The sequence below is a fragment of the Cryobacterium glucosi genome, from assembly GCF_004402235.1.
GTDB lineage: Bacteria > Actinomycetota > Actinomycetes > Actinomycetales > Microbacteriaceae > Cryobacterium > Cryobacterium glucosi.
In genome coordinates, this window is sequence record NZ_SOFS01000045.1 from 77,341 (window position 1) to 97,783 (window position 20,443).

At 70.6% G+C, this 20,443-nt stretch carries 15 protein-coding genes and 1 pseudogene; 8 read left to right on the forward strand and 8 right to left on the reverse strand.

Annotation, left to right across the window (positions count from 1 at the left end; all coding sequences use genetic code 11):
• Positions 1–13: 13 nt before the first annotated feature.
• On the reverse strand, positions 14–913 hold the full coding sequence (locus E3O46_RS17690) for a helix-turn-helix domain-containing protein (protein ID WP_134562237.1): 900 nt from the start codon (positions 911–913) through the stop codon (positions 14–16).
• A gap of 122 nt (positions 914–1,035) precedes the next feature.
• On the opposite strand from E3O46_RS17690, the gene ppk2 reads away from it, so the two are divergent.
• The 3 genes from ppk2 (at position 1,036) to E3O46_RS17705 (ending at position 3,346) form a co-directional block, all read left to right on the forward strand.
• Entirely contained in the window at positions 1,036–1,869 is an 834-nt protein-coding gene (ppk2, locus tag E3O46_RS17695) for a polyphosphate kinase 2 (protein ID WP_174774610.1), read from the forward strand.
• Positions 1,870–1,927: 58 nt separating this feature from the next.
• Entirely contained in the window at positions 1,928–2,263 is a 336-nt protein-coding gene (locus tag E3O46_RS17700) for a DUF7882 family protein (protein WP_134449544.1), read from the forward strand.
• Between the two features lie 90 nt (positions 2,264–2,353).
• Entirely contained in the window at positions 2,354–3,346 is a 993-nt protein-coding gene (locus tag E3O46_RS17705; RefSeq protein WP_134559116.1) for a bacteriorhodopsin, read from the forward strand.
• A 100-nt stretch (positions 3,347–3,446) separates the two neighbouring features.
• Here the strand turns inward: E3O46_RS17705 and E3O46_RS17710 are convergent, their stop codons facing one another.
• The 3 genes and pseudogenes from E3O46_RS17710 to E3O46_RS17720 all read right to left on the reverse strand — a co-directional run bounded on the left by E3O46_RS17710 (position 3,447) and on the right by E3O46_RS17720 (position 6,724).
• Positions 3,447–4,646: a P-loop NTPase gene (locus E3O46_RS17710; RefSeq protein WP_134562239.1), complete on the reverse strand. Its 1,200-nt coding sequence runs from the start codon at positions 4,644–4,646 to the stop codon at positions 3,447–3,449.
• A 235-nt stretch (positions 4,647–4,881) separates the two neighbouring features.
• Positions 4,882–5,406 (reverse strand): annotated as a pseudogene (locus E3O46_RS17715) (DUF1003 domain-containing protein); the annotation flags it as partial.
• The gene (locus E3O46_RS17720; protein ID WP_134449548.1) at positions 5,393–6,724 is read right to left on the reverse strand and encodes a magnesium transporter MgtE N-terminal domain-containing protein; all 1,332 of its coding nucleotides are present in this window, start codon (positions 6,722–6,724) and stop codon (positions 5,393–5,395) included. The pseudogene E3O46_RS17715 and the gene E3O46_RS17720, both read right to left, overlap by 14 nt.
• A 54-nt stretch (positions 6,725–6,778) precedes the next feature.
• On the opposite strand from E3O46_RS17720, the gene E3O46_RS17725 reads away from it, so the two are divergent.
• Positions 6,779–7,426 (forward strand): YflT domain-containing protein, encoded by a 648-nt coding sequence (locus E3O46_RS17725; RefSeq protein ID WP_134449549.1) that lies wholly within the window; start codon positions 6,779–6,781, stop codon positions 7,424–7,426.
• Between the two features lie 101 nt (positions 7,427–7,527).
• Here E3O46_RS17725 and E3O46_RS17730 read toward each other — a convergent pair whose 3' ends face one another.
• Positions 7,528–9,075 carry an aminopeptidase P family protein gene (locus E3O46_RS17730; RefSeq protein WP_174775142.1) on the reverse strand — a complete coding sequence of 516 codons (1,548 nt, stop codon included), beginning with the start codon at positions 9,073–9,075 and terminating at the stop codon, positions 7,528–7,530.
• A 105-nt stretch (positions 9,076–9,180) separates the two neighbouring features.
• Between E3O46_RS17730 and E3O46_RS17735 the strand changes: the two genes are divergently transcribed.
• On the forward strand, positions 9,181–10,050 hold the full coding sequence (locus E3O46_RS17735) for a PHP domain-containing protein (protein ID WP_134449551.1): 870 nt from the start codon (positions 9,181–9,183) through the stop codon (positions 10,048–10,050).
• A gap of 171 nt (positions 10,051–10,221) precedes the next feature.
• On the opposite strand, the gene E3O46_RS17740 is transcribed toward E3O46_RS17735, so the two are convergent.
• Positions 10,222–11,769, reverse strand: a complete 1,548-nt coding sequence (locus E3O46_RS17740) for a DEAD/DEAH box helicase (protein ID WP_134562243.1) — start codon at positions 11,767–11,769, stop codon at positions 10,222–10,224.
• A 186-nt stretch (positions 11,770–11,955) separates the two neighbouring features.
• On the opposite strand from E3O46_RS17740, the gene E3O46_RS17745 reads away from it, so the two are divergent.
• Positions 11,956–12,702: a ferritin-like fold-containing protein gene (locus tag E3O46_RS17745; protein ID WP_134449553.1), complete on the forward strand. Its 747-nt coding sequence runs from the start codon at positions 11,956–11,958 to the stop codon at positions 12,700–12,702.
• 104 nt (positions 12,703–12,806) lie between these two features.
• Here the strand turns inward: E3O46_RS17745 and E3O46_RS17750 are convergent, their stop codons facing one another.
• Both E3O46_RS17750 and E3O46_RS17755 read right to left on the reverse strand, forming a co-directional pair.
• Positions 12,807–13,115, reverse strand: a complete 309-nt coding sequence (locus E3O46_RS17750) for a hypothetical protein (protein ID WP_134449554.1) — start codon at positions 13,113–13,115, stop codon at positions 12,807–12,809.
• Between the two features lie 7 nt (positions 13,116–13,122).
• Entirely contained in the window at positions 13,123–13,347 is a 225-nt protein-coding gene (locus E3O46_RS17755) for a DUF3107 domain-containing protein (RefSeq protein WP_134449555.1), read from the reverse strand.
• 98 nt (positions 13,348–13,445) lie between these two features.
• Here E3O46_RS17755 and E3O46_RS17760 point away from each other — a divergent pair, with 98 nt between their 5' ends.
• Together E3O46_RS17760 and E3O46_RS17765 are read left to right on the forward strand one after the other, a co-directional pair.
• Entirely contained in the window at positions 13,446–16,886 is a 3,441-nt protein-coding gene (locus E3O46_RS17760; protein ID WP_241987457.1) for an ATP-dependent helicase, read from the forward strand.
• 83 nt (positions 16,887–16,969) lie between these two features.
• The gene (locus E3O46_RS17765) at positions 16,970–20,398 is read left to right on the forward strand and encodes an ATP-dependent DNA helicase (RefSeq protein WP_134562263.1); all 3,429 of its coding nucleotides are present in this window, start codon (positions 16,970–16,972) and stop codon (positions 20,396–20,398) included.
• Positions 20,399–20,443 lie beyond the last annotated feature (45 nt).

A 20,443-nucleotide genomic window follows, 5' to 3' on the forward strand; every position in this document is an offset into this window, starting at 1 on the left:
AACGGCCGTCCGCTCAGGCACGGGCCGGCACGGGCCGTTCGGCGCCGAGCTGCGCCGCGAGAGCGTTCGCCGATGCGCGCAACCGCAGCGTGAGCGCGCCGAGTTCGGCTGTCCCCCACTCCCCGATCACGGCGACACCGAGGGCGGCGATCACGCCGGGCGCCCGCACCGGGACCGCGAGGCACGCGTTGCCGTGGGCCGCTCCCTGGTGCGTGCCGCGGGCATCCGCCGGGCGGGGGAGCGTGACCGTGCCATAGAGGTGCGTTGCCGTGTGTGTGCCGGCGGGCGTGCCCGCGTTCGTCACGCTCGCCGGGCCTGCCAGGTGCGCAGCGTTCGAACCGTTTGCGGCGTATGCGGCATGGGCAGCGTGCGCGGCGGGGATGCCACGGGCGTCTGGAGCCCCCGGCGCGGCGTGGGCCCCCGGCGGACGGCCGTGCGCGGCGAGGAAGTCGGCGCGCTGCTCGCGGCTGAGCTGGGAGAGGATCTGGCGGCCGAGTGCGGAGGCGTACGGGCTGGCGCTGAGCCCTGTCCACGGCTCGGATCTCGGGGTGCCCGCGGCGTCGACGATGTCGATGAGGCCCACCCTCCCGTCGCTGAAGCGCGCGAGGTACGCCGTCGCGCCGTTCTCCCCGGCAACCTGGCGGAGGGTGTGGCGCACCCGGGCGAGAAAGACGCCGGCGTCTGCGTCGCGGAGGCTCGGGAACCGGAGCCCGAGGACGAGGCCGTCGGGCTCCGTGCCGAGATAGCCCTCGTGCACGAGGGTCCTGGTCAGGTTGTACGCCGTGCCGAGGCTGAGCCCCGAGGCCTGGGCGACCGCCTTGACGGGCATCGGCCGGGGGGCGCCCGAGACGATGTCAACGATCCTCAGGGCGCGCTGGACCGAGGAAATGAGGGTGCGGTGTTCCAGCGCCATCCCGCTCCTAACCTGTCGCCCGCGACTGTTCGGAACAGGATAGACAGACTCGCCCGCGCCGGATAGAGCCATCCGGGTCGTTCTGGCTCCTAGGCTGTCATCACGCGAACGAAAGGTCGGGGATGGCGAAGAAGAAACCCACACCAGGCAGGATCCGCAAGGCCGAATACAACGCCGAGCTGCGCAGGCTGCAGACGGAGCTCGTCGCCATGCAGGAGTGGGTGCGCGAGTCGGGCGCCCGCATCGTCGTGATCTTCGAGGGCCGCGATGCTGCGGGCAAGGGCTCGGCCATCAAACGGGTCACGGAGTACCTGAATCCGCGGATCGCCCGGATCGTCGCGCTGCCGGTGCCGACAGACCGTGAGCGTGGCCAGTGGTATTTCCAGCGGTACATCGAGCACCTGCCGTCGACGGGGGAGATGGTGCTGATGGACCGCTCCTGGTACAACCGGGCCGGCGTCGAACGCGTGATGGGGTACTGCACCCCCGACGAGTACCGCCGGTTCCTGCACCAGGCGCCCCTCTTCGAGCGGATGCTGGTCGAGGACGGGATCCTCCTCGTCAAGTATTGGTTCTCCGTATCCGACCACGAGCAGGAGGCCCGGTTCCGCTCGAGGCTCAAGGACCCGATGCGGCGCTGGAAGCTCTCGGAGACCGACCTGCTCTCGATCACGAAGTGGGTGGACTACTCCAAGGCCAAGGATGAGATGTTCGTGCACACCGACATCGCCGAGGCGCCCTGGTGGGTCGTCGAGAGCGAGGACAAGCTCGCGGCCAGGCTCAACATGATCAACCATCTGCTCTCGATCGTGCCGTACGAGCACCGTGAACCGCCGCGGGTCTCGATTCCGCATCGGCCGCAGGGCGCCGACTACGAGCGTCCGCCGCGCGAACTCAACCGCACCGTCCCCGACCATGCGGCTACGCTCGGTGGAGCCGGTGACGCGTCCGGATAGCAGCTGCTAGGCGGCGGGGGATTCGTCCGTTAGAGTAAGCCATCCGGAGGGGGAGCTCATGGGTACGTTGTTGTACGGCAGTCCAGGAATTGTGGTCAGTTTTGAGGATCGTGCCCTGATGCACCTGCAGATCGTCATTACGACGAAACTGCGGCGCAGGGAGGGCTTCATTTTTTCGTGGACGGAGTCGGCCGATGACGAGACCGAGAGCGGGCGCAGCGCCATCTGGCTCGATGCCAGCAGCACACTCTATTACCGCTATTCGGTCAGCCGGGTGCCGAACATCAACCGGGACTGGATCGAGCGGCTGATGGTGTCGGCGAACAGCGCGGGCGGCCTGTTCTTCTCCGTGGAACCGCCGCCGGTCGTCCCTGTCCTGAAATCACGATCCTGACACTCGTTCCACGACCGTTCGCTCCTGGCTCTCCTGCTCGTTCCTGACGCACTCACGTTTCGAAGACACCGTCGCTGATGAAGGGTATCCGTGTTAGTCCGATCCCTGGCCGCCCCGTGGGAGGCCGGACTCTCCCCGGCCCAGTACCAGCTCATCTGTTATTTCGTGGGGATGGGCGCCCTGTGCTTCTTCGTGGGTTTCCTGCGGGCCTGGGTGACCCGGGGGGAGGTCGGCGCCCGGTACCGGACCGCCGTTGTCGCGCGGCTCGGCATCATGAGCGCCATGTTCCTGTCCTACCTCGTCCTCCTGTCCGGTCTTCTCTTCGGGTATACCCGTGAAGGCGCGGAGTTCGTGCCCAACGGGCTTGCGCTCCTCACCTTCGGCGTGCGCTACGTCGAGTGGTCGGTTGCGGTTCCCCTCGTCGTCATCGAGCTCCTCGCCGTGTGCGTCGTCCTCGGCGGCGTGGCCCGGCGCATCCGCCTGATCGCGATGGCCGGCGGTTTCTTCATGGTGTTCCTGGCGTACCTGGGCGCGATCGTCGCCTCGGGGGGCACGGATGCCGCCGCGCTCGTCGGGTGGGGGATCGCCGCCGGAGTGTTCTGGCTGGCGACGACGGCCCTGCTCGCGAGCGTGGTGCGGCGCTCCCTGCCCGTGCTCACGGTGGATTCGGCCGCACTGCTGCGCTCCGCGACCATCCTGCTGCTGTCCTCGTGGGCGGTGTACCCGATCGTGTACGCGATGCCGCTCGTCGGCTCCGGTGGGACGCTCGTCGTGGTCATGCAGATCATGCTCACCGTCGCCGACATCGTCGCGAAGATCTGGTTCGGCGGCGTGCTCCACCGCGTGGCCAAGCTCCGGACCGCGGAGGACGTCCGTGCGGGCCGTGACGTTCACCCGGAGGCGATCTGGATCTCCTCGGTCAAGCAGTCTGACGCCGGCAAGCCGCGGGAGGTGTACCTCGCGGCCGGTGCGGCCGTGCACGTGCGGCGTCCGCAGCCGCCGACGAGTACGGCCGCGCCGACCTCGCAGCCCGAACTGTTCGCGGACCCGCAGCCCGAGCTGTTCGCCGACCTCGAGCCCTAGCGTCGTCCCGACCCTGAGGTGTCGCACATCGACGTTCGCGGGCCGTGTGAACGTCGATATGCGACACCTCACGCCCGGGCGCGCGGCGCGGTGACCGGCGTTATTTGAGGGAGACGCCGAGGCTGCGGCCGGAGAGGCCGCGGGCGCGGGAGAACAGCCGCTCGGCGACCGCGTCGATCGCGAGGGCCGCCGGGTCGAGCGGGTCGCTCAGCACGACCGGGCGACCGTCGTCGCCGCCGGTGCGGAGCGGAATGCTGAGAGGGACGCTCGCCAGGAGCGGCACCGGCGTGTCCTGGCCGGCCGAGAGTCGCCGCGCGACCTCGGCTCCGCCTCCGGCGCCGAAGAGCTCGAGCAGGCTGCCGTCGGGCTGGAGGGCGCCGGACATGTTCTCGATCACGCCGAAGATGGTCTGCCCGGTCTGGCGGGCGACGACGCCGCTGCGTTCGGCGATGTCCGCCGCGGCGGGCTGCGGGGTCGTCACGACGATGACCTCGGCCTGGGGCAGCAGCTGACCGATCGAGATCGCCACGTCGCCGGTCCCTGGCGGGAGGTCGAGCAGGAGCACGTCGAGGTCGCCGAAGTAGACCTCGGTGAGGAACTGGGTGATCGTCCGGTGCAGCATCGGCCCGCGCCAGGCGACCGCGACGCCGCCGTCCTCCACGAACATGCCGATCGAGATGACCTTCACGTCGTAATTGATCGGCGGCAGGATCATGTCGCCGACCCTGGTCGGTTTGACCGCTGTCCCCTTGGCGCCGTCGACGCCGGGCGTGACGAGGCCGAGCAGTCCGGGAATGGAGAAACCGTAGACATCCGCGTCGACGACGCCGACCTTGAGGCCGCGGCCGGAGAGCGCGACGGCGAGGTTCGCCGTGATCGTCGACTTGCCGACGCCGCCCTTGCCGCTCGTCACGAGGTAGACCCGGGTGAGGGAACCCGCACCGAACTGCGTCGTGCGCGCGGCCGCGCCGCCGCGGAGTTTCTCGGTCATCGTGCGGCGCTGCTCACGGGTCATCACGCCGACCGACACGGTCACGTGTCCTGGACCGGCGACGGACTCTGCCGTCTCGAGCACGTCCCGTTCGATCTGGCGTGCGGCGGGGCATCCGGCGATCGTGAGCAGCAGGTCGACGGTGGTGTGCCCGTTCCCGGTGTGCACCCCGGCGACCATGCCGAGCTCGGTGATCGGCTTGCGGATCTCCGGGTCGATCACCCGGGAGAGCGCAGCGCCGACCCTGGCGTCGATCCCGGCGGGGTCGGCGGTTGCCGTACCCGGTGCCAGGGGCGAGTCAGCGGCCAATCGGGGGTCGCTCCTCGATGGTCCTGGCGGATGCCGGGGGTGAGGCGGGCGTTGCCGGTGCGGCTGATGGTGCGGGTACGGCTGACGCAGCTGGTGCGGTTGTGGGTTCGACGCCCCGTGCCGTCGCCTGCGCCGTGGCGGTTGCCCTGTCCTGGCCTGCCTCGCGGTCGTGGTCGTGGTCGTGGTCGATTTCCCGCTCGCGGTCGCCCTTGCGGGAGCGTTTGCGGCTGCGCTTCTCCTCGTCCTCACGCTGTTCGAGGTTCTCGAGCAGGGCGCGGAGTTCGCTGCGGAGGAAGTCGCGGGAGGCGAGGTCCTTCATGCCGAGGCGGAGGGCGACGACCTCGCGGGCGAGGTACTCGGTGTCGGCGAGGTTGCGTTCGGCGCGCTGCCGGTCCTGTTCGAACTGGACCCTGTCGCGGTCGTCCTGACGGTTCTGCGCGAGCAGGATCATCGGGGCGGCATAGGAGGCCTGCATCGAGAGCACGAGGGTGAGTGCGATGAAGCCGAGCGCGACGGAGTCGAAGCGCCATGCGACGGGGGCGAGGGTGTTCCAGCCCATCCAGAAGAGAACGAAAAGCGTGAGCCCGAGCAGGAACCACGGGGTGCCCATGCCGCGGGCGATGGCCTCTGTCAGCCGGCCGAAACGGTCGCTCGACGGCCGGTCGCGGTTGCGATTGCGGTTCCTGGTTCGCGACAGGGGAGCGACGCGCAGGCCCTTGGGCGAGTCGAGGCGTTGATCCGAGCGATCACTTCGGGCCATTGCCGGTCCTCCGTCCGTGTGGCAGCGGGATGCTTCCCGTCTTCAGCTCGCTGCGGGCGGCTGCCCGGCGGCGTACATCGTCATTGCCGTCGTGACTTCGCCAGTCGTCTGGCAACAGGTAGTCGAGGACATCGTCAATTGTCACCACCCCGACGAGTCGGTGGTTGTCGTCGACAACGGGAACGGAGACGAGGTCGTAGCTCGCGAGGATCCGGGTGACCTCCGCGGCCGAGGTGTCTGCGGTGACGGGGTCGAGACCCTGGTCGAGCAGCGTGCCGAGGCGCTCGTGCGGCGGGTAGCGCAGCATCCGCTGGAAATGCACCATGCCGAGGAAACGGCCGGTCGGCGGCTCGTACGGCGGGAGGGTGACGCAGATCGCAGCTCCGAGCGCTGGCGCGAGGTCGTGGCGGCGGATCAGGGCGAGGCCCTCTGCGACGGTCGCGTCGGCGGAGACGATGATGGGCTCCGTCGTCATCAGGCCACCGGCCGTGTCCGGCGCGTAGGTGAGCAGGAAGCGCACGTCGTCGGCTTCCTCCGGCTCCATCAGGTCGAGCAGCTGCTCGCCGTGTTCCTCAGGCAGCTGGGCGATGAGGTCGGCTGCGTCGTCCGGTTGCATGTGGTCGAGCACGTCGGCGGCGCGGGCGTCGCCGAGCCGGGTGAGGATGGCGACCTGTTCGGTCTCCGGCATCTCCTCGAGGACGTCGGCGAGGCGGCCGTCGGGAAGCTCGCTCGCGACCTCGTGCATGCGCTCGGGCGGAAGGTCGAGCATCGTGTTGGCGAGGTCGGCGGGCTTGAGGTCGGAATAGGTCGCGATGAGCTGCTCGGCGGACTGGGCCTGGCCGACGGTGGTCTTCTCGCGGACGTCGCTCCAGGTGGCGAACGTCGTCGCGCCCTTCGCGAAGAGGGACACGCTCGCCTTGGGACGGCGGACGAAGAGCTGGGCGATCTCCCAGGCTCCCTGCTTGGTCTCCTCGATCGACACGTCCTCGACGGTAGCCTCGCCGGAGCCGTCGTTGAAGATGACCTCGCGGCCCAGGAGCTCGGCAATGACGCGGACCTCGCCGCCGCGCTGTTCGAAGCGGCGCACGTTGATCAGGCCGGTCGTGATGATCTGGCCGGAGCCGATGCTCGTGACCCGGCTCATCGACACGAAGACGCGGCGCTTGCCCGGGATTTCCACAATGAGTCCGACCGCGAGGGGCGGATCGTCTTTTCGGTAGACCACGAGCACGTCACGGACCTTGCCGACGCGGTCGCCCGCGGGGTCGAAGACGGAACACCCGGCCAATCGGGCGACGAAGACTCTGGTGGCAGTCACGTTACAAATGTAGGCCACCTGCGGCCCTTCGGCGTGCTGTGGAAGAATGGCGGCATGAGCAATCAGAACCCTTTTGGCAATCGCGGTCCGGCCCTGTTCCCCGTTTTACCCAAGGGCGAGGTGCTCGCGACCTATGAGACGTATGCCGAGGCGCAGGCCGCAGTCGACACCCTGGCGAAGGCTGATTTCCCGGTCAAGCAGCTCTCAATCGTCGGCAACGACCTCAAGACCGTCGAGCGGGTCACCGGGAAACTGACCTGGGGACGCGTCGCCCTCGCCGGTGCGGCCTCCGGCGCCTGGCTCGGAATCTTCTTCGGCCTGTTGTTCTTCATCTTCTCGCCGACCGGGGCTGGACTGCCCTTCGTCCTCGCTGCGGTGCTGATGGGCGCCGGATTCGGGATGCTGTTCGGTGTTGTGAGCTACGCGCTCAACCGCAGGCGCCGGGACTTCACCTCGACGATGCAGGTGATGGCGAGCAACTACCAGATCATCGTCGAGGCCGCGCTCGTGAACAAGGCGCGCAACCTCCTGCACGGCACAGTGGAACCCGTCGCGGTCAGGTCCGTCGATCCGGAGCCTGCCCAGCCGGAGCCCACGGCCCCGGCGGCCCGTCCGGACCAGCCTGCCCCGCCGTACGGCCAGTTCGCCCCTCCGGCGGTCACGCCCGCCCCGGAAGCCTCGCCCACCGCATCCACCGACTAGCCGCAGCTCCACAGCCCACGCAGGCTCGCGAAGGCGGGTGAATCGTCGGTTTGACCTCGTGAGAACGACGATTCACCCGCTTTCGCGGCGGGTGAGGCGGGTCAGGCGGTGAGAGAGGCGATCCAGGCCTCGACGTCGTCGGCGGTGCGGGGGATGCCGACGGACAGGTTTTCGGCGCCCGTCGCCGTGATCAGCACGTCGTCCTCGATGCGGACACCGATGCCGCGGAACTCGAACGGCACGGTGAGGTCGTCCGGCTGGAAGTACAGGCCCGGTTCGATCGTGAAGATCATCCCGGCCTCGATCACGCCGTCCAGGTACATGTCGCGCCTGGCCTGGGCGCAGTCGTGCACGTCGATGCCGAGGTGATGGCTCGTGCCGTGCACCATGTACCGGCGGTGCTGCCCGTTCTCCGGCTTGAGCGCCTCCTCGGCGGTGACAGGGAGCGTGCCCCACTCCGCGGTCCGGCGGGCGATGACCGCCATGGCTGCGGCGTGCACCTCACGGAAGATCGCGCCGGGCCTGGCCACGGCGAACGCGGCATCCGCTGCCTCGCGCACGGCCTCATACACGCGACGCTGCACGGGGGAGAAGGTGCCGTCGACGGGGAGGGTGCGGGTGACGTCAGCGGTGTAATAGCTGTCGACCTCGATACCCGCATCGAGCAGGATCAGGTCGCCCGGGTTGAGCGGGCCGTCGTTGCGAGTCCAGTGCAGGATGCACGCGTGCGGGCCGGAGGCCGCGATCGTGTCGTACCCGACCGCGTTCCCGTCGGAGCGGGCGCGGGTGTTGAAGACGCCCTCGACGAGGCGTTCGCCGCGTTCGTGGGCGCTCGACCGGGGCAGGTCGCGAATGACGTCCTCGAAGCCCCGCCCGGTGGCCGCGATCGCGAGGCGCATCTGGGCGATCTCGTAGGAGTCCTTCACGAGGCGCAGCTCGGACAGGTCGCGGGCGAAACGGTCGTCCGTTTCGTGCTCGCCGTTGACCTCGAGGCTGAACGGAGTGTTCGTGGCGTTGTCGCCGAGCACCTTGTCCGCGGCGAAGCGGAGGCGGCCCTCGTCGACGGCCACGGTGAACGCCGGGTCTGCCTCGCGGATGACGAGCGTCTCGGAGTCGACGACCGTGAGCACAGAGTCGAGGTCGGCGATCCCGCGCACGGTGATGGCGAGGTCGCTCGCCACCTGGGCGATGGAGGGGCGCGGGCCGATCCAGAACTCGCCGATGTCCGCGTTGGCGTAGAACTCGTCGGAGTCGCGTCCGGCGCGCTCACGGAAGTACAGCGTCGCGTCGTGCCCGGTCGTCGTCGGCTCGAGCACGAGCACGGCTCCGGGCTCGGCGTCGCTGCCCCAGCCGGTGAGGTGCGAGAAGGCGGAGTGGGCGCGGAAGGCGTAATCGGTGTCGTTCGAGCGCTGCTTGAGGCGGCCGGCCGGAACGATGAGGCGCTGCCCCGGGTACATCGCGGACACGCGAGCACGCCGTGCCGCTGCGAACGGCGCCTGCTCGCGGGCCGGCGGAAGCGTGTCGACGCGCTCGGCCCAGCCGCTCGAGATGTAGGACTTGAAGCCGTCCGACCCCGGCGTCGTCGAACGGTTCTCGTTCGGGCGGGGCTTGGCGGTGACGGTGGGCACGGTTTCGGTGGAATTGGCCATGGCCCCATTGTCCCATTGCCCGCTGGATCTTCGGCGAGAGCCGCCGGGGCGAGGGGAGGGCGGGCACCGGGCGGTGGGCGGTCCGTGCGCAACTAGCATGGGGTCATGGCAGGCGAACGGCAATTCAGGGGTCCCATCGACCTGCACGCGCACTCGAGCGTTTCAGACGGCACGGAGACCCCCTCCCAGCTGGTGCGGGCCGCTTCCGCCGCTGGTCTCGGCACCGTCGCGCTGACCGACCACGACTCCACGGCAGGCTGGCACGAGGCGGCCGCAGCTGCCCGCACCGCCGGCATCACGCTCATTCCCGGAATGGAATTCAGTACTCGGGTGTCGTCTGCGAGCGTGCACCTGCTGGCATATCTTTTCGACCCTTCGGATGCCGGAATCGTCGCGGAGACAGCGCGGGTGCGGCAGGCCCGCCTCGTCCGCGCCGAGGAGATGGTCGAGAGGATCGGTGTCGACTACGCCCTCACCTGGGATGACGTTCTCGCGCAGACCACACCGGATGCGACGGTGGGCCGCCCGCACATCGCCGACGCCCTGGTCGCCCGGGGCTTCGCCCTCACTCGGAGCGAGGCCTTCGCGGGCATCCTGCACTGGGAGTCCGGCTACTACCAGCCGCACTACGCCCCCGACCTGCTGCGCGCCGTCGGCCTCGTCGTCGCGGCGGGGGGAGTGCCGGTCATAGCGCACCCCGCGACCCGCGGAGCGGGCGACGTCATCCCGGAGGCCAGGCTCGCCCGCCTCGTCGAGGCGGGGCTTTTCGGGCTCGAACTCGAGCACCGCGAGAACAAGACGGCCGCGAAGGCGCGGCTCTATTCGCTCGCGACCAAGTACGGTCTCGTCGTCACGGGGTCGAGCGATTACCACGGCGAGGGCAAACCGAACCGTCTCGGGGAGAACACCACGACGCCCGAGGTGCTCGACCGCATCCTGCAGCAGGCGACCGGCTCGGAGCCCGTCTTCGCCTAGGGCCCCGCGAGGTGTCGCAGATCGAGGTTCGCGCGCTGCGGGAACCTCGATCTGCGACACCTCAGCGAGCTACCCGCCGCGGATGCTGTCGGTCGCGGCACGCAGAAGGGCGCGCCCGCAGAAGCGGGCGCGCCCTTCTCTGTCGAAAGTGGCGGCTGGAGGCCGGAGCGGCTAGTTGACGCCGCCGGCCGCAGGAGCCGAGCGACGCGAACGGCTGCGTCGGCGCGGTGCGCTGTTGCCGTCGTGGTGCTGGGCTCCGCCGCCGTCGTGGGTGCCCGCTGCGGGGGTCACAGCAGGGGCGTCGGGGTTGGTGGACTGGCTGACACGGGTGCGGGTGCGTGCTGCAGCCGAACGGCCGGCGTCTGCGGTGCGACCCGAATCCGAGCGTGCCCCGTCTCCGCCGCGGCCCGATCCGCCGGAGCGGCCGGCGCCGCCGGTGCGCCCGGCGCCGCCGGTGCGCCCGGCGCCACCGGAGCGACCGTCCGAACGGCCGGAGTCGGAGTGACCGCTTCCCGCGGCGTGCTCGCGCACGGGCGAGATGCGCAGGCGCCCCTTCGAGCCGACCGGGATGTTGAGGTCGGAGTACAGGTGCGGTGAGGACGAGTACGTTTCGACGGGGACCGGAACGCCGAAGTCGAGTGCGGTGTTGATCAGCGTCCACTTGTGCATGTCGTCCCAGTCGACGAACGTGACCGCGATGCCGGTCTTGCCCGCGCGCCCGGTGCGCCCGACGCGGTGCAGGTACGCCTTCTCGTCCTCGGGGATGGTGTGGTTGATCACGTGGGTGACGTCGTCGACGTCGATTCCGCGAGCGGCGACATCCGTTGCGATCAGGATGTCCTTCTTGCCTGCCTTGAACGCGGCCATGGCGCGTTCGCGCTGGTCCTGGTTGAGGTCGCCGTGGACGGCGGTCGCGTTGAAGCCGCGGTCGCCGAGTTCCTCGACGAGCTTGGCGGCCGCGCGCTTGGTGCGGGTGAAGATCACGGTCTTGCCGCGGCCCTCCGCCATCAGGATGCGGCCGATGACCTCGTCCTTGTCCATGCTGTGGGCACGGTAGACGATGTGCTGGATATTGGCCTGCATGAGGCCTTCGTCGGGCTCCTGCGCGCGGATGTGGATGGGCCGGTTCATGAACCGGCGGGCGAGGGCCACGATCGGGCCGGGCATCGTCGCGGAGAAGAGCATGGTGTGCCTGGTCGACGGCGTCTGGGCGAAGAGCCGCTCGATGTCGGACAGGAAGCCGAGGTCGAGCATCTTGTCCGCCTCGTCGAGGACCATCTCGCGCACGTTGGCGAGGCTGAGCAGGTGCTGGCTCGCGAGGTCGAGCAGGCGGCCGGGGGTGCCGACGACGATCTGGGCGCCGGCCTTGAGCTGCTCGATCTGGCCCTCGTACGCCTTGCCGCCGTAGATGGACACGATCTTGGTGTTGCGGTTCTGCGAGGCCATCTCGAGGTCCTCGCTGACCTGCACACACAGTTCGCGGGTCGGGACGACCACGAGCGCCTGCACGCCGGGCTCGGGGTCGAGTCCGAGACGCTGGATGAGGGGGAGGCCGAAGCCGAGGGTCTTGCCGGTGCCGGTCTTGGCCTGGCCGATGATGTCCTGCCCGCTCATCGCGAGCGGGATGGTCTGGAGCTGGATCGGGAACGGCTCGAGGATGCCTTTGCTGGCGAGAGCGTCAACCAGGTCCTGGTCGATATTGAGTTCGGAGAAAGTCACGAAAGTTTGCCTGTCATTAGCTGGAAACGAAAGATGCGCCCGTCTTCTGCCTCGGGCACCAGCCACCGATCCACGCCGATGGCTTGTCTCACCTTACCGGGAGCTGTCTGGGAAGCAGCCGAAGCCACGCGGGCGCGGTCGGTGTCGGGCCGCGCGGATGCCGCAGCTCTGTCCTAAGCTGGGCTGGTGTTCTCCTGGTTTGATGGGCGCGCCAAGCGCGTCGAGATTATCCCCCGGCTCACCACCCGGGGGGAACGTCCATCGACCACGAAAGTGGACATCAAGGACCTCACCCCCGAACTGCTCCCGTTCCTGGGCCAGTCCGCATACTTCGAGCTCGGCGTCTTCGAGAGCCTCGCCCGCGCCGTCGCGATCGCGCCAGACCTCGCCGCCAAGCAGGCGCTCAGCACCGCCGCCGGGCGCGCGCTCTCCAAGCACCAGGGCCTCGTCGCCGAGATCCGCCGTCGCGGAGCGGAACCCGCCGACGTGATGGCGCCGTTCGTACCGGCCCTCGACGCCTTCCGTGCCGAGATCAGCGGCGCCGACTGGACCGAGCTGCTGCTGAGCTGCTACCTCGCCGGGGGCCTGCTCGACGACTTCTTCATCCGGCTCTCCGACGGGCTGCCCGGTGAGGTCGGCCCGCGGGTCGCGCACCTTCTCGGCGAGGATGCCGGGACCGCGATCCTCGCGACCCAGCTCGCGGCCGCGATCGCAGCGGATGCGCCGCTCGCCTCGCACCTGGCCCTCTGGGGCCGCCGGCTGGTCGGGGACACCCTGCTCATCGCCCGCTCCGCGCTCGCGTTCGCGGGCACGCCTGACCCGTCCGGCGTCGTTCTGGCAGCCGGTCCCACCGAGGAGCGCATCGAGCCGGTCTTCACCGAACTGATCGCCGCGCACACCCGGCGAATGGACGGCCTCGGCCTCACCGCCTGAGCATGCAGCGGTGAACCCGCGTTCGAGCGCGGGCGGTGCGCCGCTGCGCGGGTGGCGCACCGCACGCGGAACGGCGGTGAACTCGCGCTCGGCGCGAGGGAAGCCTAGGCGCGGCCCGGGCGACCGGTGCGCATCAGCTCGTGCAGCATCCGTGCGTCACCGTCGACGCGTGAGCGCGCGAGGGTCGTGCCTGCCGCGACGGATGCCCCGCCGGCGATGATGAGGGTGGCCCACCAGATCCAGCCACCGTCCCAGGCCCAGCCGAACCACGTGAGTGCGACCCAGACGACCATGGCGACGATCGTGCCGATCGCGGGCAGCAGCACGGCACCGTGGTTCGTGCGCCCGGGCAGCGCGTACCGTGCCGCGAGGCCGAGGACGGCCCCGCCGAGCGCGGCGAAGAGGAGTTCCATGCCGGTGTTACGCGACGAAACCGACGCGACGGGACTCCTCGGAGCCCAGCTCGACGTAGGCGAGGCCGATCGTCGGGACGATGAACACCCGGCCCTTGCTGTCGGCGAGCTTGAGGTACCCGGTCGAACCGGAGAGGGCGGCGGCTACCGCTTCCTCGACCTCGGTCGCGGCCTGCGACGTCTCGAAGCTGATCTCACGGGGAGAGTTGAAGATGCCAATGCGGATATCCACCAGATGCGCCTTTCGTTGCCTAAGCGCCCAGATTACGACAGAACGGCGGGGCAGCCGGACAACGTTCACTGTCGGCGCAACCCGCTAGCTTTGAAAACGTGACCAGCCCCGGAATTCCGACCCTCGACCGCGACGTTTCCGCGCCTCCCTTCCCCCTCGACGGTTCCCAGCGGGCTGCCCTCGAGCTGGCCGACGGGGTCTCCGCCGCGCTCATCGGCGCCCCGGGCACCGGGAAGACCACGACCCTCATCGAGCTCCTCGCCGAACGCGTCCTCGAGCGCGGGTATGCGCCGGGGGAGGTCCTCCTGCTCGTGCCGACCCGGGCGGGCGCCACCGTGCTGCGTGACCGGCTTGCGCTCCGCCTCGGCGTCCCGACCAACGGCCCGCTCGCCCGCACGGCGAACTCCGTCGCGTTCGAACTCGTGCGCGGAGCAGAAGCCGCGGCCGGCGGCCCGGCGCCGACGCTGCTCACCGGTGGCGAGCAGGACCAGATCATCGCCGAACTCCTCCAGGGCGACCTCGACGACGGCAACCCCGTCGATGGCAGCGGCGACTTCGGCGGCGTGCGTGACCGTGACGGGGTCCGTGACGGCGACGGGGCGGGTCCGTCCGGCCCGGCCTGGCCGCCCACCCTCGACGCGGGCGTGCGCCGGCTGCGCGGGTTCCGCACCGAACTGCGCAATCTGATGATGCGGGCCGTGGAATACGGGATCACCCCCACCCGCCTCGCCGAGCTCGGTGCAGCGACCGACCGCCCGGAATGGATCGCGGCTGCCCGGTTCATCCGCGGCTACGACGAGGTCAAAGACCAGAGCCGGCCCGGCCAGTACGATTCCACCGAGCTCGCCGGCTTCGCCGCGGCCGTCGTCGCCGCAGCGGCTCCCGGGTCCGCGGGAGCCGCGACCCTCGGCACCCTTGCAGGCCTCCGCCTCATCGTCGTCGACGACGCCCAGGAACTGAACAGGGCCACCCTCACCCTGCTCGCCCAGTTCGCGGCGCGCGGCGTCGCGATCGTGGCCGCCGGCGACCCCGACATCACGACGGGCTCGTTCAACGGCGCCCACGCGGATGCCCTCGGCAGGCTCGCCGACTACCTCGCTCCGGGCGCACCACGCGTCACGACCCTCGTGCTCGACACCGTCTACCGGCATGGACCCGCCATCCGGGGCGTCGTGCGGGAGATCACCCACCGGATCGGGACCGCGTCCGCGGGCACCCAACGCCGGGCCGGGAGCGTCGAGTCCCCGTCCGACGTGCCCTCAGTCGAGTCCGGCACCGCAGACCCAGGAGCCGCAGAGTCGGGCGTCGCAAAGTCCGGCACCGACGCGGCCGGCACCGAAGCATCCGCCGCCTCTGTCGAAACCCTCCTCGCGGCGAGCCCCGCCGACCAGCTCGCGCTCATCGCCGGGCGGCTGAGGGAACGGCATGTGCTCGACGGAGTGCCGTGGGGCCGCATGGCCGTGGTCGCGCGGAGCGGTTCGGCCATCCCGGCACTCGCCCGCGGCCTCGCGGCCCTCGAGGTGCCCACCCAGGTGCCCTCAGCGCAGACCGCCCTCCGCGACGAATGGGCGGTGCGTGCGTTCATCCTCGCCCTCGACGTCACTCTCGGCCGCCGTCCCCTCGACGCCGAAGCGGCGACCGAACTCCTGCGCGGCCCCCTCGGTGGCCTCGACCCGATCACCCTGCGGCGCCTCCGCGCGGCGCTGCGCCAACACGAACTCGGCCAGCAGGAACTCGGCCAACAGGAACTCGGCCAACAGGAGCCCGGCGAGCCGGCAACCGGCGCGACCCCGAGCGCCGCCCGTACCCGCAGTGCCGACGAGCTTCTCGCCGCCGTGTTCGCGACGCCGTCGCTGTTGTCGGCGATCGACAACCGCACCGCCCGCCGCGCGGCGAGTTGCGCGGAGAGCCTGCTCGCCGCATCCGTCGAATACGAGGCGGGGGCCACCATCGAGGAACTGCTCTGGGGCCTCTGGCAGCGCAGCGGCCTCGCCAGGGAATGGCTCGAGCAGTCCACCGGAATCGGCATCATCGCCGACGAGGCCAACCACAACCTCGACGCCGTCGTAGCCCTGTTCTCCGCAGCGCAACGCTACGTCGAACGCACCCCGGCGGCCCCGCCGGTGCTCTTCCTCGAACACCTCGTCGACACCGACGTCCCAGAGGACACCCTCGCCCCCCGCGCCCTCGGGGACGCCGTCACCGTCTCGACCCCGAACGGGCTGATCGGCCGCGAGTTCGACCTCGTCGTGATCGCGAACGTGCAGCAGAACGTCTGGCCGGACCTGCGCATCCGCGGCTCGCTGCTCGGTTCGGGCGATCTCGCCGCCCTCGCTTCCGGACGCGACCCCCGAGGCGGCGACGCGCGCACCGAGGTCCTGCACGACGAGCTGCGCATGTTCGCCCAGGCCGCGAGCCGGGCCCGGAGCGAACTCCTCGTCACGGCCGTCGACAACGAGGAGAACGAACCGTCGGTGTTCCTCAAGCTGCTGCCGCGGCCGACCCCGCCGGCCGGGGCTGACGGCACCGATCCCGCCGGGCGCTACCCGGTGTCACTCCGCGGTCTCGTCGGCCGGTTGCGCCGCGACCTCACCAGGGGCGTCGCGGCGGGCGCCCTGTCCGAACACCCCGAACGGTCGGAGCGCGCAACGGATGCCGCGGCAACCCTCGCGAGGCTCGCCGCGGCAGCCGTGCCCGGTGCTGACCCCGGCCAGTGGTACGGCCTCGCGGGCCCCAGCACGCTGCAGCCCCTCAACGACCCGACGGCCGGTGACGAGCCGGTGCGGGTCTCCCCGTCGAAGATGGCCGCTGTCGAGACCTGCCCGCTGCACTGGGCGATCGGCCGGCTCGGCGGCGGCAGCTCGAACACGGCCGCGAACCTCGGCACGATCATCCACGCGGTCATGGAGGAGTCGACCGACCGCCAGCCGGAAGCACTGTGGCAGGCGGTCGACGAGCGCTGGGGCGAGCTCCGCTTCGACGCGGAGTGGCAGTCCGAGGTGCAGCGCGCCGACGCGCGCGTCCTCACCGACCGGCTCGCCTCCTACCTGCTCGACTTCGAACACGCCGGCGGCGAACTCCTGAGCGCCGAGGGCAGCTTCGGGTTCGACGTCGACGGCGCGTGGCTCACCGGCACCGTCGACCGGGTCGAACGCCTCGCCGACGGCAGCGCCGTCATCGTCGATCTCAAGACCGGGCGCGGAGACCCCGTGAGCGACGCGGGCGTGGCGGAACACCCGCAGCTCGGCGCCTACCAGCTCGCCTTCCAGGAAGGCCAGATCGAGGGCGTCCCCGCCGGGACCCCCCTCGCGGGAGCCCGCCTCGTGATCGTCTCCTCCGGCACAGCTAAGCAGAACTACCGCAACCCCACCCAGACCACCTTCACCGCGGAACAGCTCCTCGCCTTCCGCACCAGGGTGGGTGCCGACGCGGCGCTGATGGGCGGGGCGACCTTCGTCGCCGAGCTCGCCACACACTGCCTCGACCCGCGCTCGCACGGGGCCTGCCGCATCCACATCATCGGGCAGGTCAGCTCGTGAGCCAGAACGGAACGCCCGTGCCGCACGACCCGCATCGTCCGCAGAACCCGGTCAGCGCCCTCGAGATCGCCGGCACGCTCGGCATGTTCCCGCCCACCCCGGAACAGCAGGCGGTGATCGAGGCCCCGCTCGCGCCGACCCTCGTCGTGGCCGGAGCCGGCAGCGGCAAGACCGAGACCATGGCCAACCGGGTGCTCTGGCTGCTCGCCAACGGCCTCGCCCGCCCAGACCAGGTCCTCGGCCTCACCTTCACCCGCAAGGCGGCCGGCGAACTCGCCGAGCGCATCGGCGACCGCATCGCGCAGCTCGACGCCAACGGACTGCTGCCCGCGCCGGCTCCGGCCGCGGGCGCAGAGACCACCGGCGAGCTCGTCGACTCCGGCCTGTTCAACACCCCGACCGTGTCGACGTACAACTCCTTCGCGAGCCGTCTCTTCACCGACAACGCCCTCCTGCTCGGCCGCGAACCCGAGTCCGTCCTGCTCACCGAGACGAGCGCGTGGCTGCTCGCCCGCCGCGTCGTGATCGAACACGGCGACCACAGGCTCGTGCCCTGGGGCAAGAGCCTCGACGCCGTGACGGATGCCGTGCTCCGGTTCAGCCGCCTGCTCGCCGAGAACCCGCCTCCCCTTACAACGGGCCTGGCAACGACCGGCCTGGCAACAACGGGCCTGGCAACGACCGGCCCGGCGGGCGCCCCCGGCCGCGCCGGGCACGATCTCGCCGGCCTCGCCGCCGGCTTCGCCTACCTCGAAGACCTTCCATACGGCAACCCGCGCAAGAAGGTCCCGTACACCTCCGTCGTCGACTCACTCGCCGCGGTCGGGCCGCTGCCCGTGCTCGCCGAACTCGCCGACTGGTACGACCGGGAGAAGCGCCGGCTCGGCCTGATCGAATTCTCCGACCAGGTCGCCCTCGCCCTGCAGGTGAGCCAGCGGGTTCCGCGGGTCGTCGCGGGGTACCGCGAACAGTACCGGGTGGTGCTGCTCGACGAGTACCAGGACACCTCCGTGCTCCAGACCGAACTCCTGCACACCCTCTTCGCCAGGCATCCGGTGATGGCCGTCGGCGACCCGCACCAGTCCATCTACGGCTGGCGCGGTGCGAGCTCCGCGAACCTGCTCGCCTTCTCCGCCGACTTCGACCCCGACGCCCGCTCGGAACGCCGGGTCACCCCGTCCATGTCGCTCTCCTTCACCTGGCGCAACCCCCGGTCGGTCCTCGACGCCGCGAACACGCTCGTCGCCCCGCTCAGCGAGGTCCTGCGCCGCCGGACGGACGGCATCCAGGTCGAGACGCTCAAGGTGCCGGACGGCACCCGGCCCGGCGCTGTCTCCGCACAGCTCGCCGAGACGGCCACCGACGAGGCCCAGGCCGTTGCCAGCTGGTTCGCCGCCCGGCTCGGCGCCGGCAGCGACAAGTCCGGCGCCATCCTCTTCCGCGCCCGGCGCGACATGGACTTCTTCGCCGGGGTCCTCCGCGCGAACGGCGTCCGCGCCCACGTGCTCGGCCTCGGCGGGCTGCTCTCCACCCCGGAAGTCACCGACGTCGTCAGCGTGCTCAGGGTCGTGCACGATCCCTCGGCGGGAAGCGAACTCGTCCGGTTGCTGAGTGGTGCCCGGTTCCAGGTCGGCCCGCGCGACCTGCAGCACCTCGCGGCCGTCTCGCGCTGGCTCGCCGCCCACGACTGGGCGCAGAAGGCCGTCAGCCGGGAGCTCACGGAGAAGCTCCGTGCGTCCGTCGCCGACGACGAGGGGGCCTCCCTCGTCGACGCCCTCGACTTCGCCGCGGCGGCGCCGCCCGGTCACGGCCAGCTCGCCGGCTTCACCGACACCGGCCGTGAGCGGCTGCGCGCAGCAGGCAAGCTGCTGGCCTGGTTGCGCTCGCGGGCCGGTCTTCCGCTGCTCGACTTCGTGCGCCTCGTCGAACAGGAGCTCCTCCTCGACGTCGAACTCGTCGCGAACGAGAACAACAGCCTCGGCCTCGCGAACCTCTACGCCTTCCACGACACCATCTCCGACTTCCTCGCGAGTGACGAGCTCGGCACCGCCGCGAGCTTCCTGCGCTGGCTCGGCCGGGCCGAACTCGCCGACGACAGGGGACCGCGCGCCGAGGTGGCCGAACAGGGCGCCGTGCAACTCCTCACCATCCATGGCGCGAAGGGCCTCGAGTGGGACTACGTCGCGATCCCGAACCTCACAGACAAGAGCCTGCCGGCCCCCGCGCGCGAGGTCACCGGCTGGATCCGCTTCGGCGAGCTGCCGTACCCGTTCCGCGGCGACCACGCCGAACTGCCCCAGCTCGACTGGACCGGCCACGACAGCCAGCTGTCCTACGACCTCGCCTTCCAGGCGTACAAGGCGGACCTCGCCGGCCGCCACGACGACGAGGAACGCCGGCTGATCTACGTCGCCACCACCCGGGCCAGGCACGAACTCCTGCTGACCGGTTCGTTCTGGGGCTCTGGCTCGACCGTGCGCACCCCGAGCCGCTACCTCGTCGAGCTCGCGGAGGCCGGCCTCATCGACCCCCTGCCAGAGGAAAGCGCCAACGCCGAGAAACCGGCCCCGGAGGACGGCCTCACGCCGGCCTGGCCCTTCGACCCGCTCGGCACCCGCCGGGCCGTCGTCGAAGCGGCCGCTTCCGGGGTGCGCGCCGCCGCGAACGATCCGGACACCCTGGCCCGCGAGACACGCTGGTCCCACGTCGTGACCCTGCTGCTCGAGGAACGCGCCCTCCGCCTGGGCGCAGGCACGGTCGCACCGCTGCCCGCCCGCATCCCCGCCTCGCGGTTCAAGGACTACGTCGACGATCCCGCCGGGGTCGCCGCACAGGTGCGCCGCCCCATGCCCGAGCGGCCGTACCGGGCCACCCGGCTCGGCACCCTCTTCCATTCCTGGGTCGAGCGGCGGGCCGGCGGCCTCCTCGGCGGCGACCGGATCGACGCCGGGCTCTTCGAAGCAGACACCGACACGGATGCCGATGCCTTCGATCTCGACCTCAACCAGAACCAGCCGCTCGAGCAGGCCCAGCTCGAACGCCTCCAGGCGACCTTCGAACGGTCGCCCTGGGCCGGCCTCAAACCGGAGGAGGTCGAAATCGAGATCCATTACGTGCTCGCCGGCCAGGTCTTCATCTGCAAGCTCGACGCGGTGTACCGCACAGGGACGGGCTACCAGGTCGTGGACTGGAAGACGGGCCGGGCGCCGAAGAACGCAGCGGACCTCGAACTCAAGCAGACGCAGCTCGCGCTCTACCGCCTCGCGTACGCGACCTGGAAGGGGATCGACCCTGACGAGGTCGACGCGGTGTTCTATTTCGTCGCCGACGACACCGTGGTCGCCCCCGAGCGGCTCTACTCCGAGGCGGACCTCGTGGCGGCGTGGTCCTCGGTCGTGTCCCGCACCTCGGCGCCGGTGCCGGTGTCCGTGCCGTCGCCCACGACGTCGATCGCGCCGGTGGTGTCCGGTTCGTCGGCGAACTCGCCGGTCTCGAAGTCGGACAGCGTGTAGGCATCCGTGTGCATCGCGGCGGCCGGCGCGCGCTTCACCGCGGCG

Coding starts and splice junctions, on each gene's coding strand:
- E3O46_RS17725 (WP_134449549.1), top strand. CDS start 6,779: ATGAGCAATCAGAACCCTTTTGGCAATCGCGGTCCGGCCCTGTTCCCC.
- E3O46_RS17730 (WP_174775142.1), bottom strand. CDS start 9,075: ATGGCCAATTCCACCGAAACCGTGCCCACCGTCACCGCCAAGCCCCGC.
- E3O46_RS17690 (WP_134562237.1), bottom strand. CDS start 913: ATGGCGCTGGAACACCGCACCCTCATTTCCTCGGTCCAGCGCGCCCTG.
- E3O46_RS17735 (WP_134449551.1), top strand. CDS start 9,181: ATGGCAGGCGAACGGCAATTCAGGGGTCCCATCGACCTGCACGCGCAC.
- E3O46_RS17750 (WP_134449554.1), bottom strand. CDS start 13,115: ATGGAACTCCTCTTCGCCGCGCTCGGCGGGGCCGTCCTCGGCCTCGCG.
- E3O46_RS17700 (WP_134449544.1), top strand. CDS start 1,928: ATGGGTACGTTGTTGTACGGCAGTCCAGGAATTGTGGTCAGTTTTGAG.
- E3O46_RS17765 (WP_134562263.1), top strand. CDS start 16,970: ATGTTCCCGCCCACCCCGGAACAGCAGGCGGTGATCGAGGCCCCGCTC.
- ppk2 (WP_174774610.1), top strand. CDS start 1,036: ATGGCGAAGAAGAAACCCACACCAGGCAGGATCCGCAAGGCCGAATAC.